The 16,144-nt window shown below is 70.5% G+C and carries 14 protein-coding genes; 8 read left to right on the forward strand and 6 right to left on the reverse strand.

The genetic code is table 11. The annotated features are described in order from the left end of the window. Nucleotides 1-42 precede the first annotated feature (42 nt). Both LV75_RS05710 and LV75_RS05715 read left to right on the forward strand, forming a co-directional pair. A complete protein-coding gene (locus tag LV75_RS05710; protein WP_253885587.1) occupies nt 43-1,191 on the forward strand; it encodes a trans-sulfuration enzyme family protein in 1,149 nt (382 codons plus the stop codon). A gap of 45 nt (nt 1,192-1,236) precedes the next feature. Further along, entirely contained in the window at nt 1,237-1,710 is a 474-nt protein-coding gene (locus tag LV75_RS05715; RefSeq protein WP_253885588.1) for an Lrp/AsnC family transcriptional regulator, read from the forward strand. 64 nt (nt 1,711-1,774) lie between these two features. Here LV75_RS05715 and LV75_RS05720 read toward each other — a convergent pair whose 3' ends face one another. Continuing rightward, a complete protein-coding gene (locus LV75_RS05720) occupies nt 1,775-2,425 on the reverse strand; it encodes an LAVTG motif-containing sortase-dependent surface protein (RefSeq protein ID WP_253885589.1) in 651 nt (216 codons plus the stop codon). Nucleotides 2,426-2,815: 390 nt separating this feature from the next. Here LV75_RS05720 and LV75_RS05725 point away from each other — a divergent pair, with 390 nt between their 5' ends. After that, nucleotides 2,816-3,259, forward strand: coding sequence for a hypothetical protein (locus tag LV75_RS05725; RefSeq protein WP_253885590.1), 444 nt, complete (start codon nt 2,816-2,818; stop codon nt 3,257-3,259). An 85-nt stretch (nt 3,260-3,344) separates the two neighbouring features. Then, the gene (locus tag LV75_RS05730) at nt 3,345-4,448 is read left to right on the forward strand and encodes an MBL fold metallo-hydrolase (RefSeq protein WP_253885591.1); all 1,104 of its coding nucleotides are present in this window, start codon (nt 3,345-3,347) and stop codon (nt 4,446-4,448) included. A gap of 8 nt (nt 4,449-4,456) precedes the next feature. On the opposite strand, the gene LV75_RS05735 is transcribed toward LV75_RS05730, so the two are convergent. Further along, complete coding sequence (locus tag LV75_RS05735) at nt 4,457-5,464, reverse strand: hypothetical protein (protein ID WP_253885592.1); 1,008 nt, start codon at nt 5,462-5,464, stop codon at nt 4,457-4,459. A 119-nt stretch (nt 5,465-5,583) separates the two neighbouring features. Between LV75_RS05735 and LV75_RS05740 the strand changes: the two genes are divergently transcribed. From LV75_RS05740 to LV75_RS05755, 4 genes are read left to right on the forward strand one after another with little or no spacing between them, the layout of a single operon-like run. After that, nucleotides 5,584-6,105 (forward strand): GNAT family N-acetyltransferase, encoded by a 522-nt coding sequence (locus LV75_RS05740; protein WP_253885593.1) that lies wholly within the window; start codon nt 5,584-5,586, stop codon nt 6,103-6,105. Between the two features lie 57 nt (nt 6,106-6,162). Beyond that, the gene (locus LV75_RS05745) at nt 6,163-7,656 is read left to right on the forward strand and encodes a hypothetical protein (protein ID WP_253885594.1); all 1,494 of its coding nucleotides are present in this window, start codon (nt 6,163-6,165) and stop codon (nt 7,654-7,656) included. A 59-nt stretch (nt 7,657-7,715) separates the two neighbouring features. Further along, nucleotides 7,716-8,159, forward strand: coding sequence for an SRPBCC family protein (locus tag LV75_RS05750; RefSeq protein WP_253885595.1), 444 nt, complete (start codon nt 7,716-7,718; stop codon nt 8,157-8,159). A 41-nt stretch (nt 8,160-8,200) separates the two neighbouring features. After that, nucleotides 8,201-8,650 carry a hypothetical protein gene (locus LV75_RS05755; protein ID WP_253885596.1) on the forward strand — a complete coding sequence of 150 codons (450 nt, stop codon included), beginning with the start codon at nt 8,201-8,203 and terminating at the stop codon, nt 8,648-8,650. Between the two features lie 73 nt (nt 8,651-8,723). Here the strand turns inward: LV75_RS05755 and treZ are convergent, their stop codons facing one another. The 4 genes from treZ to LV75_RS05775 form a co-directional block, all read right to left on the reverse strand. Next, nucleotides 8,724-10,442 carry a malto-oligosyltrehalose trehalohydrolase gene (gene treZ, locus LV75_RS05760; RefSeq protein WP_253885597.1) on the reverse strand — a complete coding sequence of 573 codons (1,719 nt, stop codon included), beginning with the start codon at nt 10,440-10,442 and terminating at the stop codon, nt 8,724-8,726. After that, the gene (treY, locus tag LV75_RS05765; protein ID WP_253885598.1) at nt 10,442-12,670 is read right to left on the reverse strand and encodes a malto-oligosyltrehalose synthase; all 2,229 of its coding nucleotides are present in this window, start codon (nt 12,668-12,670) and stop codon (nt 10,442-10,444) included. Before treY ends, treZ begins: the two co-directional genes overlap by 1 nt. Then, nucleotides 12,670-14,790 carry a glycogen debranching protein GlgX gene (gene glgX / locus LV75_RS05770; protein ID WP_253885599.1) on the reverse strand — a complete coding sequence of 707 codons (2,121 nt, stop codon included), beginning with the start codon at nt 14,788-14,790 and terminating at the stop codon, nt 12,670-12,672. Before glgX ends, treY begins: the two co-directional genes overlap by 1 nt. A 158-nt stretch (nt 14,791-14,948) precedes the next feature. Next, complete coding sequence (locus LV75_RS05775; RefSeq protein WP_253885600.1) at nt 14,949-16,133, reverse strand: serine/threonine-protein kinase; 1,185 nt, start codon at nt 16,131-16,133, stop codon at nt 14,949-14,951. Nucleotides 16,134-16,144: the final 11 nt, after the last annotated feature.

Below are 16,144 nucleotides of genomic sequence, written 5' to 3' on the forward strand. Positions count from 1 at the left end.
CGGACCGCTCATCCTGGGCCCGACCTTTGAGGAGGGTGCGGGATGACCAGTCTGGCCACGGTGGCAGTGCACGCGGGACGCGAAGACCTCGCGGGGCTCGGGGTGCACGTGCCCCCGATCGATCTCTCCACGACCAACCCAATCCCCGACATCGACTCCGGCGGGGCCGCTTACGAGGCCCTCGCCACCGGCGGGTTACCCCCTGCCGAGGGTGGCCTCGTCTACCAGCGACTGTGGAACCCGACCGTCGCCCGGTTCGAGTCGGCTCTAGCGCGGTTGGAGGATGCCGAGCAAGCGGTCGCATTCGGCTCTGGCATGGCGGCGCTCGCTGCCTGCCTCACGGCCACGGTCGCCGCGGGAAAACCCCACATCGTCGCCGTCAGGCCCCTCTATGGCGGTTCTGATCACGTGCTCGCCACCGGCCTTCTGGGAACCTCGGTCACTTGGGCCACCCCGGACGGCATCGCGGCGGCGTTGCGTAAGGACACCGGGTTCGTCTTGGTCGAGACTCCCGCCAACCCCACCCTGGACCTGATCGACCTGGCCTCTGTCGCCGAGCAGGCGAACGGGGTGCCCGTCATCGTGGACAACACCTTCGCCACGCCCGTCTTGCAGCGTCCTCTTGAGCACGGTGCGGCCTTGGTCCTCCACTCGGCGACGAAGTACCTAGGCGGGCACGGCGACGTCATTGGCGGCGTTGTGGCCACCTCCGCGGATTGGGCTACCAAGCTCAGGCAGGTCCGAGCGGTCACCGGCGGGCTCATGCACCCCCTCGCCGCCTACCTGCTCCACCGAGGCCTGCAGACCCTGCCGATCCGCGTGCTGACCCAGCAGGACAACGCCAAGAGGATCGCGGCGTGGCTGTCGGACCACGAGTACGTGCGCGAGGTCCACTTCCCGTCCGGCCCGCTCGTCGGCACCCAGATGTCCGGCCCCGGCGCGATGATCGCCTTCGCCGTGGCGGGCCCGGACGAGGCGGCGCGCACGGTGGCGGGCGTCCGGCTGATCACCCACGCGGTGTCCCTCGGCGGCGTCGACACCCTGATCCAGCACCCGGCCTCGCTCACCCACCGCCCGGTGGCGCCCTCCGCCAAACCGCACGCCGCTGTGCTGCGAATATCGGTTGGGCTTGAGCACCCGGACGACATCCAGGCCGATCTGGACTACGCGCTCAAGGATGCCCACCGCTGACATAGGTTCGGAAGGACCGACCTGCGGCAGAGAGATACGGACACCATGGGCCAGCCAGCCGACATCGACGCAACCGACCTCGCCATCCTGCGCGAACTGCAACGCGACGCACGGGTGCAGAACAAGGAACTCGCCTCCATAGTCGGCGTAGCCCCGTCGACGGCACTAGAGCGGGTCCGGTCCTTGCGGCGACGCGGTGTGCTCACCGGATTCCACGCCACGGTCAGCCTCGCCGCGCTCGGTAGGCCTATAAGCGCTCTGCTGTCCGTCCGGGTAAGACCGCACCGGCAGCGCGTAGTGGAGGAGTTCAAGGCCTTCGTCCTAGAGCAGCCGGAGACGGTGTCGCTGCTGCACGTGGCGGGCCCGGATGACTACCTGATCCAGGTAGCCGTGCCGGACACCACGCACCTCCAGCAGCTGCTCATCTCCCGGCTGCTCAACCGGACGGAGGTGGTCTCGGTGAACACGCTGCTGGTCTTCGAGGCCATCACCAGCCCGGTGCAGACCCCCATCATCTAGAAACTTCCGTCTAAAACGCCGAACGGCCGGACCCGATGGGCCCGGCCGTTCGGCGTTCAACGGACTAGTTGCTGCTGCGCTTGCGGCGCGCGATGACCAGCGCGCCGCCGCCACCCAGCACCAGCAGGCCGCCGATGGCCAGCGGCACACCGACGTTGGAGCCGGTGTCGGGCAGGTCGTTCGGGTTCGGCGCGACCGTGGTGGTCGGCGAGATCACCGTGCTGGCGGTGGTCGGCGCGGTCGAGGACGGCGTCGTCGACACCGTGGTGCTCGGCGTGGTGGTGGTCGTCGTCGAGGTGTTGGTCGGCTTGGTCGTCTCGGTCTTGCACGCCTTCACGTTCTCGACCTCGTGCAGCTCCCAGTCGGGCTTGTTGGGGTCCGGCACGATGTCGACGTCGAAGGTGAGCTTGTGGTCGACGGTGCCGTCGAGCTCCCAGGTCTTCTTCTCGAGCGCGCTCTTGAACGTGGTGTCGAGCAGCGTCTTGTCGCCGTCCTTGACGACCGCCTTGTTCGTGACGTCCTTCGAGTCCTGGTACGAGTCGGCCTTGATCCAGACCGTGAGCACGCCGGTCTCGCGGTCGCAGTTGACCCCGTAGGTCGGGGTGTGCGCGCTCGCGCTGCCTGCGAACAGCGACAGGGCCGCGGCGGCGAGGGTCGTGACAACGGCGACGCGGCCCGCGGAGCGGAGCCAATCGCGGGAGAGGGACGTGCGCAAGGGGACTCCAACCTCAGCAGGGGGCGACTGCGGCGCCGACACGAACGAATGACGGTCGAGCCACCGACGGTGGTGCGGCGTGAGAGTAGTCACCCCTTTGGGTGGAACTTTCGGCGGGTAGGCACTGTTTGTGTCGCGGTTACCCAGCTGATACCTCGCGACCATCACCTGCAGGTGTGAACCCCATCGATATGTGTCCTGTTTGTGTCAGTGACATCACTCGTTACCCATGACTCATTCGGGTGATGTAGACAGGCGGTACGAGCACAACGTGTCATCGACAGTCGAGTCCGCTCGGCGGTGGCACCGGCCAATCGGGTGATCACGATGAGCCAGCCTTGCCAACAGTCACATCCGTCCGACCCGGCAGACTTGTCGGATCCCGCAGACTTGTCCGACCCCACAAACCTGCGCGAGATCGATGACCTCCTGCGCGCGGTCGTCGCGGACGGCTTCACCGTGTTCCTGTGCGGTGGGTCCGACCAGCCGGAGGCGATCGTGGCCACCTACGCGTGGGAGACCCACGTCGACTACGTGGTCATCAAGGACGCGCACGACGTCACCGCGGCGAGATCGCGGCTGGTGCGGGACTGGGACGTGTTCACCGCCGAGTCCGTGGTCTGGTCCTACCAGGGCCACGCCCGCTGGGCGCTGCGCGCGATCCTCGACCTGCTGCCCCCCGAGCACCCGAACGCCCCGGGGGAGGACTACCCGGCGCCCGCGGGCCTGCGGGTCGAGCCGGGGTTCTTGACCTCGGTGTCGGTCCGCACGCCCCGCCCCGGCCTGGTCGCCCGCCGCGCCATGCGGCTGCGCCTCGCCGCCCGGGAGCGCTAGGCACCGGGAGCGCTGGTCACCCGGTGCGGGTGGGATCGCGAGGGGTCTGAGAGCGCTCACAGGCTGCCGCGAGGATTATCAAGGGATGAAACGAGTCCTGACCGCGCTAGCAGTGGCCGCCGCGGCTGCCTGGGTCGCCTGGGATGTGCCTATCGCGCTCGGACGCCGACCCCGTGGCGAGAGGGTTACCCGATCGCCCCAGTACCGGGATGGCGCCTTCCGCAACCAAGCCACGCCCAAGCCGGTGGAGCCGGGTGCCATGCGCAACACGCTGCGCACGCTGGTTCGCGAGAACGCCGGGCGTAAGCCCGCCGGTCCGATCCCGGTCGTCGGGCCTCTAGCGCCCATCGACACCGGGCTGCACATCACGTGGCACGGACACGCCACTAGCTTGATTGAGCTAGACGGCGCCCGGGTGCTGCTGGACCCCGTGTGGAGCGAGCGCGTCTCCCCGTCCCGGTTGGTCGGGCCGCGTCGGTTGCACCAACCGCCGCAGCCGATCGAGGCACTACCCCGCCTGGACGCCGTAGTCATCTCGCACGACCACTACGACCACCTCGACCTCGGTGCCATCCGTGCTCTCGTGCGCACTCAAGAGGCGCCGTTCGTGGTCCCGCTCGGCATCGGCGCGCACCTGGAGCGCTGGCGGGTGCCCGCGAACCGGATCATCGAACTCGACTGGCACGAGTCCGTCGAGATCGGCGCGGTAACCCTGACCGCGACCCCCGCGCAGCACTTCTCCGGCAGGGGGTTCAAGCGCGACGGCACCCTATGGGCCTCTTGGGTGATCAGTGCTGAGCAGAAGGGCGGCCAAGAGAACGGCGGCCAGGAGAACAACGTCTTCTACACCGGCGACTCCGGCTACTTCGCGGGTTACCGGGAGATCGGCGCCCAGTACGGCCCGTTCGACGCCACCCTCGTGCAGATCGGTGCCTACGCGCCGGGCTGGCCCGACATCCACATGACACCGGAAGAGGGCGTCGCCTCCCACGTCGACGTGCGTGGTGGGTTGCTGATCCCGGTGCACTGGGCGACCTTCAGCCTGGCTCCGCACCCGTGGACGGACCCCGTGGACCGCCTCTTGGTCGAGGCCGACAAACAGGGCGTCACGGTAGCCATACCGAAGCCGGGCGAGCGGGTAGACGTATCGGCCCCGCCCAAGCTGGACTACTGGTGGAGCGACTGCTAGCTCGACGGCTAGATGGTGACGCCCAACCGGACCAGGGCCCGGGCGTAGGCGTGCTCGCCGCTGTAGGACCACGGCAGCGATGACGGCCGGTTGCCCACCTTGGCCAGGTGCCACCGCGCCCGGTCGAGGTCACCGGACTCCAACATCGCCCAGCCGAACAGGTTGTGGACCTCTTTCGCGAAGACGCCGGAGGCGGACCCCTTGGTGTCCGCCTCCGCCAACTCCGCCTTCAACCGCGGGGTGAAGTACCGGGCGTTGAGCTTCACGTACGCCCACGCGCTGCCCTCGGCGATGAACCTGTCGCCCTCGTTGAGCAGGTACTCGGCGTGCGCGATAGGCAACATCGCCACCAGAGGACTGCCGGGCGCCGCCTTGGCCACCGTGTCGCGAGCGAAGGACAGCATCTCCTCGTGCGAGCCACCCCACTTCAACGCGAGCGTCTGGAGCCGCCCGACGTGCGCGGGGTAAGAGGTCGGGCAGCGTTGCATCGCCTCTAGCCAGACGAAGTCCCGCTGCGGTTGGTCGAGCCGCATCCCGCGCGCGTACCGCTGCAACTCCACCCACGGGGTCGCGTCCTCAGGAGCCAACCGGGCGGAGGCCATCAGCGGATCGCGAGCCTCGCGCAGGCGGGAGAAGAACAGCTTCAACCGCTCCTCGCCGACCGTGCGCGCCCAGCGACCGCCGCGGATCTCCCACGCCTCGGCGATCAGCGTGCTGCCCAGCCACAGCAGCACGTCCGCCGCCTCGCCCTGGTCGAGTTCGTCGGTGGTCAGCAGTTCGCGGATCTCGGTGGACTGCCCGATCGCGGCGTCGGCGAGCGCCCGGACCCGCAGGGTGCGCGCCTCGTGGTCGTCGCGGCACTCGCGCAGCAGGGCGAGCGCGGCCTTGCGGTGCCCGTCGGTCACCGCGTCGACCCCGATGTCGAGCGCGAAGTCGTCCCAGCACCGGTCCAGGACCAGGTGCTCGGCGAGCGCGGCGGCCTCCGCCTTGGCCTTCCTGCGACCGAACAGTCCCATGCGGGCAGCGTAGTCACTCAGAAATACGCGCTAGGCACTGTCCGGCGAGTCCGGCACGCGCTATCCGCGCTCACCGATCCCACGCACCAGACCCACCGGACAGCGCCTAGGCTCGGTTCGTGCTCTCCTTCCGCCGCGCCACCCTCGACGACGTCGACGCCTTGGTACCCCTGGTCGAATCCGCTTATCGCGGCGACGCGAGCAGGCAGGGCTGGACCACGGAGGCCGATCTGCTCGACGGCCAGCGCACCGACCCGGACGGGGTCGCCGAGGTCATCACCGCCGACAAGAGCGTCGTGGTGATCGCCGAGCAGGACGGTGCCCTGGTCGCCTGCTGCCACGTCGCGCAGGAGAACGGCGCCGGGTACTTCGGGATGTTCGCCGTGGACCCCGGGCGTCAGGCGGGCGGGGTCGGCAGGCTCACCTTGGCCGAGGCGGAACGCGTCGTCGCCGAGGAGTGGGGCCTGCCGGAGATGCGGATGAAGGTCCTCACCGCACGTGCCGACCTCGTCGCCTGGTACGTCCGCCGCGGCTACACCCAGACCGGCGAGCTCATCCCCTTCCCGTACGGGGATGACCGGTTTGGCCTACCGCGCCGCGATGACCTCGCCTTCGAGCTCCTCGTGAAGAAGCTGGTCTGATCGGCACGTGTCCGACGCGTCGCGGTGAGTGTCGGATGCGCGCGCGACAATGGGTGCGTGCCCTCGATCCACGATCACATCGCCGGTCACCTCGATCCCAGCGGTCGCGGCCTGCTCCCCGGTGGGGACGTGCTGCCGGACGCCCAGATCGACCACCGGCAAGGGGGCGGTCTGGTCCCGTGGTCGGACGGCACCGCGCTGACCCACCACCCAGCGGACGTCACCACGGCGCTGCCCGCTTTGGTCGCCGCTGCGATCACCGACGGGGACTACGGCGCGCTCTACACCGCGTTGTGCGAGCGCGAGGTCCTCGCCGAACTGGATGACGTCTTGTCCGGAGTGCGGTCGTTGGGCCTGCCGGACGCCGTGCGCGCGCTCGGCAGGCGGTTGGCGACCGAGGCTGAACACCGCGCACCGGTGAAGTTCGGCATTGCGCTCTTGAGCCTGGGTGCGGACGCCGACGACGTAGATGTCGTGCTGCGGTTGGGCAGGCATGAAGAGTTCACCCTCTACGCCTTCGCCACTGTGCAGGCCACTCAAGTCGACCCCGAGCCTGCCTTGCTCGCCTTGGTCAGTGGGGTCGAAGGGTGGGGTCGGATCGGTGTGGTGGAACGGCTCGGTGACGCTACCGGCCCGCTCTTGCGGGATTGGTTGCTGCGCGGCGGTTTCCGCAACACGGTCCTCGACGGCTACCTCGCCCACCGCGCTGCCACCATCGGCGGCCTTGTCCCCGCGTTGTCTGCAACGGACGTCGACGACGAACTGCTCGACGCCGCCGCCGACATCATCTGTGCCCTGATCGAAGGCGGGCCTGCCGAGGACATCGACGACTACGACGATGCCCCCATCGCCCTGTCCCTTCTGACCGGCCACCTAACCCGCCGCGCGCACAGCCTCCGACACTTCGTGGCCACCGCCCGCATAGAGGAGTTCCTCGCCAGCCCGGGTTGGGAGCGGCGGTACGCCAAGGGCTGGGACCTGAGCCGCCACGAAACCCTGGTGCGGCGCTGCCGAGACCTGATGGCCGAGCCGCGCTGGCCCGCGCTCACCGTGCGCGATCTCGAGTCCGCCGACGACCGCACCTTCCACGACGCCGCGTACGCGGCCGCGGTGCTGGGCATCGACCGCTTCCCGGCCTCCCTGCGCCGGGTCCGCGCCGACGCCTCGCCCGCGGCCTGGGCGGGCCTGGTCGCGCAGGCCACCGAGGAGCGGCTGCCGCAGATCCTCGACACCGCCTCGGCCGTTCTGCGGCTGTCGGACCTGGGCACCGGGCCCGGCGACATCGCCGGGATCGGCGCCAGGTGGAACGACCACGCCGTGCTCGACGTCGTGGTCACCGCGCTGCGCGAGTTCCCCGGCCGCGGGGTGGAGTTCGTGCTGACCTCGCTGCGCTGCCCGGTGGTCCGCAACCGGGTGATGGCGGTCCGGACGCTGACCGGCTGGGGGCCCGAGACCTGGCAGCCGGACGTGCAGACCGCCCTGCGCGCTGCGGTGGCCCAGGAGCCGGACCCGACCGTGCGGGAGAGCATGGCGCAGCTGCTCACCCACTAAGCGGCACGTCACCACCGCCCACCACCCACACGCGTGTACCGGCGAGTAACATGTACGCCATGACGACGCGGCAGGTGAGTGACAGCAGGGTCGTGGGCGCGCCTGCTCAGGTGATCTTCGGGATGCTGGTCGACCCGGCGCAGCACCCGCTGATCGACGGGTCCGGCACGGTGGTGGCCGCGCGCTCCACCGGACCGCGGCGGCTGGAGCTGGGGTCGCGGTTCGGCATGGACATGCGGATCGGTCTGCCCTACAAGATCCTCAACACCGTGGTGGAGTACGAGGAGGGCGCGCTCATCGCCTGGCGGCACTTCTACGGCCACCGCTGGCGCTGGCAGCTGCGCGACCTCGGCGACGGCCGCACCGAGGTGACCGAGACCTTCGACTGGTCGACCGCGCGGATCGGGTTCCTGCTGGAGCTGGTGCGCTTCCCCGGCAAGAACCTCAACGCGATCCGGGCGACCCTGGACCGGCTGGTGCAGCGCTACCCGGTGCCCGGCTGAGTTGTCAAGCGGCCATCACCCGGTGGTGCGACCATGGGTGCATGACAGTTCCGCAAGAGCCCGACCCGAGGCGCACCCACGCCTTACCGGCGGACGACCAGTACGTGCGTCCCGCCAGTGAAGAAGTGGTCAGCGAGCGGGTCGAGGACAGCTACGCAGGCCGGGTGCGCACGGTGCGCATGGTGTGCTCGGCCATCACCTTCGTGGTCAGCCTGTTCGCCGTCGTGCTGGTCGCGCAGATCATCCTGGTCCTCGCGGAAGCCAACCCCCGCAACGGGTTCGCCTCCTTCGTGGACGGCTTCTCCGGCGGGGTCTCGCTGGGCTTCGACGGCCTGTTCACCCCCGACTCGGAGAAGGCGGCCGTGCTGTTCAACTACGGCACCGCGGCCATCGTGTGGCTGCTCATCGGCGCCGCGCTCACCTACCTCATCCGCAAGTTCGCGCTACCCGGCCCCCGACGGGAGGTCCGGTACCGCCGCACCGTGGAGTGATCCACCGGTGCGAGGTCTTGGCCGTGTCCCGCACGACACGGCCAAGACCTATGTCACGAGCCGGTTCGCGACCTCACGACACCCCGACGATCGCGAACGTGTTGCTGGGCAAGGTCAAACCCGTCGCCGAGGCGGAAACTCCTTCGGCGGCCAGCAGGACCGATGTCGCCCGCAGCGGCAGTGTCACCTCGGAGCCGCCCAGGTTCACCGCGACCCTGAGCCCCGAGCGGTGCAGCACCAGCCAACCGTCCGCGTGGTCGACCTTGAAGCGGTCCAGCCGGGGGTCGGCCAGCTCGGGGTGTCCGCGCCGCAAGGCGATGAGCGCCCGGTAGGTCCGCAACACCGACCGGTGGTCCGGCGCGTCCAGCTCGGTCCAGTCCACAGTGGAGCGGCGCACGGTCTCCGGTGACATCGGGTCGGGGACCTCGGCCTCGCCCCAGCCGTGCTCGGCGAACTCCCGCCGCCTGCCCGTGCGCACCGCCTCGGCCAGCTCGGCGTCCGGGAAGGACGCGAAGAACTGCCACGGTGTCGACGCGGCCCATTCCTCGCCCATGAAAAGCATTGGTGTGTAAGGGGAGCAGAACACGATCGCCGCACCGCACAGGACGCGGGGCCATGGCACCGTCGCGGTCAGGCGGTCGCCGGTGGCGCGGTTGCCGATCTGGTCGTGGTTCTGCAGGTAGGCCAAGAACCTGTGCCCCGGCGTCGTCAACGCGTTGACCGGCCTGCCATGCGTTCGGCGGCGGAACGACGACCACGTGCCCGCGTGGAAGAACGCTGACCGCAACGTTTTCGGCAGCGCGCCCTCGAAGTCCCCGTAGTACCCGGAGGTGTCCCCGGTCAGGGCGACGTGCAGCGCGTGGTGCAGGTCGTCGCACCACTGCGCGTCCAAGCCGTAGCCGCCCGCCGCGCGCGGGGTCACGTGCTTGGGGTCGTTGAGATCCGACTCCGCGATCAGCGACAGCGGCCGACCGAGACCCGCGGAGAGCGCCTCGACCTCGACGGCCAACTCCTCCAACAGGTGCGTGGCGCGGGTGTCCACCAGGGCGTGCACCGCGTCCAGCCGCAGGCCGTCGACGTGGAAGTCGCGCAGCCAGCCGAGCGCGTTGTCGATGACGTACCGGCGGACCTCGTCGGAGTCCGGCCCGTCCAGGTTGAGCGTCGGACCCCACTGGTTCTTCCCCGCGAAGTACGGGCCGAACCGGTCCAGGTACGCGCCCGAGGGCCCGAGGTGGTTGTAGACGACGTCCAGGATCACCCCGATGCCGCGCCCGTGGCAGGCGTCCACGAACCGCTTGAACCCGTCCGGCCCGCCGTAGGGTTCGTGCGCGGCGCCCCACAGCACGCCGTCGTACCCCCAGCCCGCGACACCGTCGAAAGCGTTGACCGGCAACACTTCCACGAAGTCCACACCCAGGTCGACCAGGTGGTCCAGCTTCTCGAGCGCCCCGTCGAACGTGCCCGCCGCCGTGAACGTCCCGATGTGCAGTTCGTACACGACCCGACCCGCCAACGCGCGCCCGGTCCACGCGGCGTCGGTCCACTCGAACGCCCGGTGCTCGTAGCGCCGTGACGGCTCGTGCACCCCGTTCGGCTGCCACAGCGACCGCGGATCCGGCAGCGGCTTGTCGTCGTCATCGAGCAGGAACGCGTAGTCGGTCCCCGGGCCCGCGCCGGGAACCTCCGTGTGCCACCACCCGCGGTCGTCGCGGGCCATCTCGTGCCGCGCGCCCCCGACGGCCAACCGCACCCGGGAGCGGGACGGGGCCCACACGCTGAACGGCTCGGCCATCACGCGCGCACCAGCAGTGCGACCGGGTAGTCGGCCAGCATCGCCGCGACCCCGCCGTCGGTCGGCCGGTCGGTCAGCTGGTCGACCCACTCGCCGTCGGGCAGCGGCAACACCGTGTCGCCCCATTCCCGCAGTGCCACGGGCAACCGCGTCGCCACCGCGATCAACCCGGTCCGCTCGAACGCCACGACGTGCCGGGCGGCCTGCCCGTCCGCGTACACCGGTCGGTACCCGGTGAACAGCGCGGGCCGCTCCCGTCGCAGCCGCAGCACCGTCCGCACCACGTGCAGCTTCACCGCGCCCGTCTCGTCGATCGGCGGCGGCCACCCGGACGCGAGCTTGCTCAGCAGGTCCGCCCGGTCCGCGAAGTCCACCGGGCGGCGGTTGTCCGGGTCCACGAGGGACAGGTCCCACAGCTCGGTGCCCTGGTACACGTCCGGCACGCCGGGACCCGCCAGCTGCAACAGCTTCTGCCCCAGCGAGTTCGACCACCCGTGCGGCGCGATCCGGGCGGCGAACGCCTCGACCTCGGCCAGCAGCCCCGGGTCGCCGAGGACCGCGCGCGGCCACGCCCGCACGGTCTCCTCGAACTCCTCGTCGTGCTCGGTCCACGACGTGCGGACCTTGGCCTCCTTGGCTGCCTTGTCCAGGTACGCCGCGAGCCGGTCCGGGTTGATCGGCCACGCGCCCAGCAACGTCTGCCACGCCAGCAGGTTCAGGCACGGCTCCGGCAGACCCCGGCGCTCGGTCCACCGCCGCACCGCGTCGGCGAACTCGTCCGGCAGCTCCGCCAGCACGGCCATCCGCGCCCGCACGTCCTCGGAGCGCTTGGTGTCGTGCGTGGACAGCGCGGTCATCGCGAGCGGGTGCGTGGCCTCGCGTTCCGCCTGCGCCGCGTGGAACTCGGCGACGCCCACCCCGAAGTGCGACGGGTCGCCGCCGACCTCGTTGAGCGCGGCGAACCGGGTGTAGCGGTAGAAGGTGGTGTCCTCGGTCCCCTTGGCCACCACCATGCCGGAGGTCTGCTGCAACCGCGTCGCCAGCTCGCCACCCGCGCGCACCTGCGCGTCGACGGCGTCCAGCGCCTGGCCGAGATCCGGCCGCTCGCGCCGGACCCGCCCGATCGCGGCGGCCAGGTACTCCGCGCCCTCCGGCAGGTACGACCGGTACACCGGGAACGCCACCATCAGCTCCGCCACGGCCTCCCGCGCGGCAGCGGGGTCCACATCGGACACATGGGAGGCGATCCTGCGCACCTCGGTGGCCAGCGAGGTGGTGGTGATCAACCGGCGGCACTCGGCGCGCACCGCGTCGAAGTCGGTCGGCACGCCCAGCGAGTCCGCCAGCGCCGTGAACGCCTCCTCGGCGCCCTGGTCGACGAACACCCCGCACACCTCGCGCAGGGCGTCGTACCCGGTCGTGCCCGCCACCGGCCAGGACCGGGGGAGCTCCTCGCCGGGTTCCAGGATCTTCTCCACCACGATCCAGCACCGCGCCCGCTCCGCGAGCCGCCGCGCGTACCCACCCGGGTCCGCGAGCCCGTCCGGGTGGTCGACCCGCAACCCCTGGACGTCGCCCTCGCCGACCCACCGCAGCACCTCGCCGTGCGTGGCGTCGAAGACCTCCTCGTCCTCCACGCGAACACCGGCGAGCGTTGTCACGTCGAAGAACCGCCGGTAGTTCAGTTCCGCGCCCGCCCGCCGCCAGTCGATCAGCCGGTAGTGCTGCTGGGCGAGTGCGTCCGGCGCGTCCGAGGTCCCCGGCGCGAGGGGGAACGCGTGGTCGTAGTACCGCAGCACGTCCCCGTCGACGGTCACCTTGTCGATGTCCTCATCGGACCCGAGCACCGGCAGCAGCACCGGGAACGACTCGATGTCGAAGTACCGGGCGTAACGCGATCCGGGTCCGTGCGCCAGCACGTCCCACCACCACGCGTTCGCCGAGGGCACCTCGACCGACATGTGGTTCGGCACGATGTCGACCACCATGTCCAAGCCCGCCGCGCGCAACCGGTCCACCAGCGCCCGCCGACCGGTCTCCCCGCCCAGTTCCGGGTTGGCCCGGCTCGGGTCCACCACGTCGTACCCGTGCGAGGAGCCGGGGGTCGGCGTGAGGATCGGCGAGGTGTAGAGCGCCCCCACCCCGAGCTCGGCCAGGTAGTCGACGATCGCGGCGGCCTCGGCGAACCCGAAACCCGGCCGCAGCTGAACGCGGTAGGTCGACCGCATCACTGGCTCCCGGTGCGTCGCAACACGATGAGGGACCTCGAGGGCAGGACGAGCTTCGTCTTGCCCGAGTACTTGGCGGGCACCGCGGCGGAGACCTCCCCGGTCGCGGTGTCGAGCACGACCTCCCACTCGGCACCGTAGTCGCCGTCGGGGACGACGGCCTCGATGTCCTCGTGGTGGGCGTTGAAGCACAGCAGGAACGAGTCGTCGGTGACCCGCTCGCCGCGGGTGTCCAGGTCCGGGATGCCCTCGCCGTTGAGGAAGGTCACGATGCACCTGCCGAAGCCGGATTCCCAGTCCTCGTGCGACATCTCCTGCCCGGCGGGGGTGAACCAGGCGATGTCGCGCAGCTCGTCGCCGCGCCGGATCGGGCGGCCCGCGAAGAAGCGCCGCCGCCGGAACACCGGGTGCCGCGCGCGCAGCGCCACCACCCCGGCGGTGAAGTCGATCAGGTCGGCGTTGGTCTCGGCCAGCGACCAGTCCACCCAGGACAGTTCGCTGTCCTGGCAGTAGCCGTTGTTGTTGCCGTCCTGGGTGCGGCCCATCTCGTCGCCGTGCAACAGCATCGGCACGCCCTGCGCCAGCATGGTCGTGGCGATCATGTTGCGCCGCTGCCGCGCCCGCAGCTCGTTGATCCCGGCGTCCTCGGTCGGGCCCTCGGCACCGCAGTTCCACGACCGGTTGTCATCGGCGCCGTCGCGGTTGTCCTCGCCGTTGGCCGCGTTGTGCTTCTCGTTGTAGGACACCAGGTCGTTGAGGGTGAACCCGTCGTGCGCGGTGACGAAGTTGATGGAGGCGAACGGTTTGCGGCCGTCCTCCTGGTAGAGGTCGGAGGAGCCGGTGATGCGCGAGGCGAACTCCCCGAGCGTGGCGGGCTCGCCGCGCCAGAAGTCGCGCACCGTGTCGCGGTACTTGCCGTTCCACTCGGTCCACAGCGGCGGGAAGTTGCCGACCTGGTAGCCGCCCGGCCCGACGTCCCACGGCTCGGCGATCAGCTTGACCTGGCTGATCACCGGGTCCTGCTGCACGATGTCGAAGAACGCCGACAGCCGGTCCACGTCGTAGAACTCCCTGGCCAGGGTGGCGGCCAGGTCGAAGCGGAACCCGTCGACGCGCATCTCGCTGACCCAGTACCGCAGCGAGTCCATGATCAGCTGCAGCGTGTGCGGGTTGCGCACGTTCATGGAGTTGCCGGTGCCGGTGTAGTCCATGTAGTAGCGCGGGTCGTCCTCGACCACCCGGTAGTAGGCCTCGTTGTCGATGCCGCGCATGGACAGCGTCGGCCCGAGGTGGTTGCCCTCGGCGGTGTGGTTGTAGACCACGTCGAGGATCACCTCGATGTTGGCCTCGTGCAGCGTGCGCACCATCGCCTTGAACTCCGCGACCTGCGCGCCCTGGGCGGTCTGCGCGGCGTACTCGGCGTGCGGGGCGAAGAAGGCGATCGTGTTGTAGCCCCAGTAGTTGCGCAGCCCGCGCTCCTGCAACCCGTGGTCGTGCAGGAACTGGTGCACCGGCATCAGTTCGATCGCGGTCACGCCGAGCCGCTGCAGGTGCTCGATGACCGCGGGGTGCGACAGCCCGGCGTAGGTCCCGCGCAGCTCCGGCGGCACACCGGGGTGCTGCATCGTCAGCCCGCGCACGTGCGCCTCGTAGATGACGGTCTCGTTGTACGGGGTCTTCGGCGGCCGGTCGTTGGCCCAGTCGAAGAACGGGTTCACCACCACGCCCTTGACCGTGTGCGCCGCGGAGTCGTCGTCGTTGCGCTGGTCCGGGTCGCCGAAGGTGTAGCCGAACACCGACTGGTCCCAGTCGACCGCGCCAGCGACGGCCTTGGCGTACGGGTCGAGCAGCAGCTTGGTGGGGTTGCAGCGCTGCCCCTCGGCGGGGTTGTGCGGGCCGGTGACCCGGTAGCCGTAGTGCTGCCCGGGCAGCACACCGGGCAGGTAGCAGTGCCAGACGAACCCGTCGACCTCGGGCATGCGCACCCGGTGCTCGGTCCCGTCCTGGTCGAACAGGCACAGGTCGACCCGGCTCGCCGCCTCGGAGAAGACCGCGAAGTTCGTGCCCGCGCCGTCGTATGTCGCACCGAGCGGGTAGGGGGTTCCGGGCCAGGGCCGCACACGTTCTCCTCGGTCATGCCCGGCCGCGGGTACGGCGCGAGGCGGTCACATCTCGGGGTGGCTGTCGCGCGCGTCCCAGCCTATGGGGATCAGGGGTGTGCCTGCAGGATGGCGTGCTGTGCCCGGCATCACCGCGCCCGGCAGTACCGCCGCCCCGCTCAGCCGCCGGAGCCCCAGTCCCAGCCGCCCGGGTAGGGCGGCCACGGGAAGCGGGGCCGCTGCTGCTCGCGGGTGATCGTGACGACCTTGGTCTGCACCGTGGGCACCTCGATGACCCCGGTCGCCGCGCGGACCGGCAGCGGCGCCATCCCCTGCGTGGTGGTCGGGGCCGCGGTGGTGGTCGGGGTGACGGCCACCGGCGAGGGGGACGGTTCGGCGCTCGAGGCACCGGTCGACAGCAGCGCGGCGACCCCGCCGATCAGCAGCGCCCCGGCCATCAGGCCCGCGTGCACCAGTCTCGACGGTCGAGGCTTCTCGGTCGGGAAGTCCACCGGCGCTTCGGTGGTCAGGTGGGCGACTTCATCGCGCGGCGCGGCTGTCGGCGCCGCCTGCGTGTCGGTAGTGAGCGCACTCAGGAGCCGGGCGCACTCGGCGGCGTCCGGGCGGTCGGCGGGGTCCCGCCGGGTCATCGCGGTGATCACCTCGGTCCACGCGGCGGGCAGCCAGTCGGGGATGTCCGGGTCCTTGGTGAGCCGGGCGACCGCGGCCTCGATGTCGGAACCCTCGTACGCCGTGGCCCCGGTGAGGCACTCCAGCAGCACCAGCCCGAGCGAGTAGATGTCGCCCGCGGGTCCGGCCAGTTGACCGCGCACCTGCTCGGGGGAGAGGTAGGCGGCCGTTCCCACGCAGTGCCCGGTCGAGGTGAGCCTGGCGCCGCCGAGCGCGCGGGCGATCCCGAAGTCGGCCAGGTAGACGCCCTCCTCGTCGACCAGCACGTTCGACGGTTTGACGTCGCGGTGCACGATGCCGCGCGAGTGCACGTACCCCAGGATGTCGGCCAGCCGCACGCCGAACCCGGCCACCTCACCGGCGGGCAGCGGGCCGTCGTTCAACCGGTCCCGCAACGTCCCGCCCCCGATGAGCTGCATGACCAGGTACGGGCGCTGGTTGTCGACCGCGACGTCGAACACGCGGACCACCCCCGGGTGCGACAACCCCGCCAGCAGCCGCGCCTCGGTGTCGAGCCGGTCCACGGTCGCGCCATCGGCCCTGGGGTGGAACAGCTTCACCGCGACCGGTCGCCCCAATCGGGTGTCGACCGCCCGGTGCACCTCAGCCATCCCACCCGAACCGATGAGCTCGCCGACCAGATATCGGCCGTCGAGCAACGTCGGCGTCCCCATCGCACCTCCCG

It is taken from the genome of Actinokineospora diospyrosa (assembly GCF_024171925.1).
GTDB classification, from domain to species: Bacteria; Actinomycetota; Actinomycetes; order Mycobacteriales; family Pseudonocardiaceae; genus Actinokineospora; species Actinokineospora diospyrosa.

Excerpts from the sequence above, each read along its gene's own strand:
- treY (WP_253885598.1), bottom strand. The coding sequence starts at position 12,670 with ATGCGGTCGACCTACCGCGTTCAGCTGCGGCCGGGTTTCGGGTTCGCC.
- LV75_RS05735 (WP_253885592.1), bottom strand. The coding sequence starts at position 5,464 with ATGGGACTGTTCGGTCGCAGGAAGGCCAAGGCGGAGGCCGCCGCGCTC.
- LV75_RS05730 (WP_253885591.1), top strand. The coding sequence starts at position 3,345 with ATGAAACGAGTCCTGACCGCGCTAGCAGTGGCCGCCGCGGCTGCCTGG.
- LV75_RS05755 (WP_253885596.1), top strand. The coding sequence starts at position 8,201 with ATGACAGTTCCGCAAGAGCCCGACCCGAGGCGCACCCACGCCTTACCG.
- LV75_RS05715 (WP_253885588.1), top strand. The coding sequence starts at position 1,237 with ATGGGCCAGCCAGCCGACATCGACGCAACCGACCTCGCCATCCTGCGC.
- LV75_RS05710 (WP_253885587.1), top strand. The coding sequence starts at position 43 with ATGACCAGTCTGGCCACGGTGGCAGTGCACGCGGGACGCGAAGACCTC.
- LV75_RS05750 (WP_253885595.1), top strand. The coding sequence starts at position 7,716 with ATGACGACGCGGCAGGTGAGTGACAGCAGGGTCGTGGGCGCGCCTGCT.
- treZ (WP_253885597.1), bottom strand. The coding sequence starts at position 10,442 with ATGGCCGAGCCGTTCAGCGTGTGGGCCCCGTCCCGCTCCCGGGTGCGG.
- LV75_RS05775 (WP_253885600.1), bottom strand. The coding sequence starts at position 16,133 with ATGGGGACGCCGACGTTGCTCGACGGCCGATATCTGGTCGGCGAGCTC.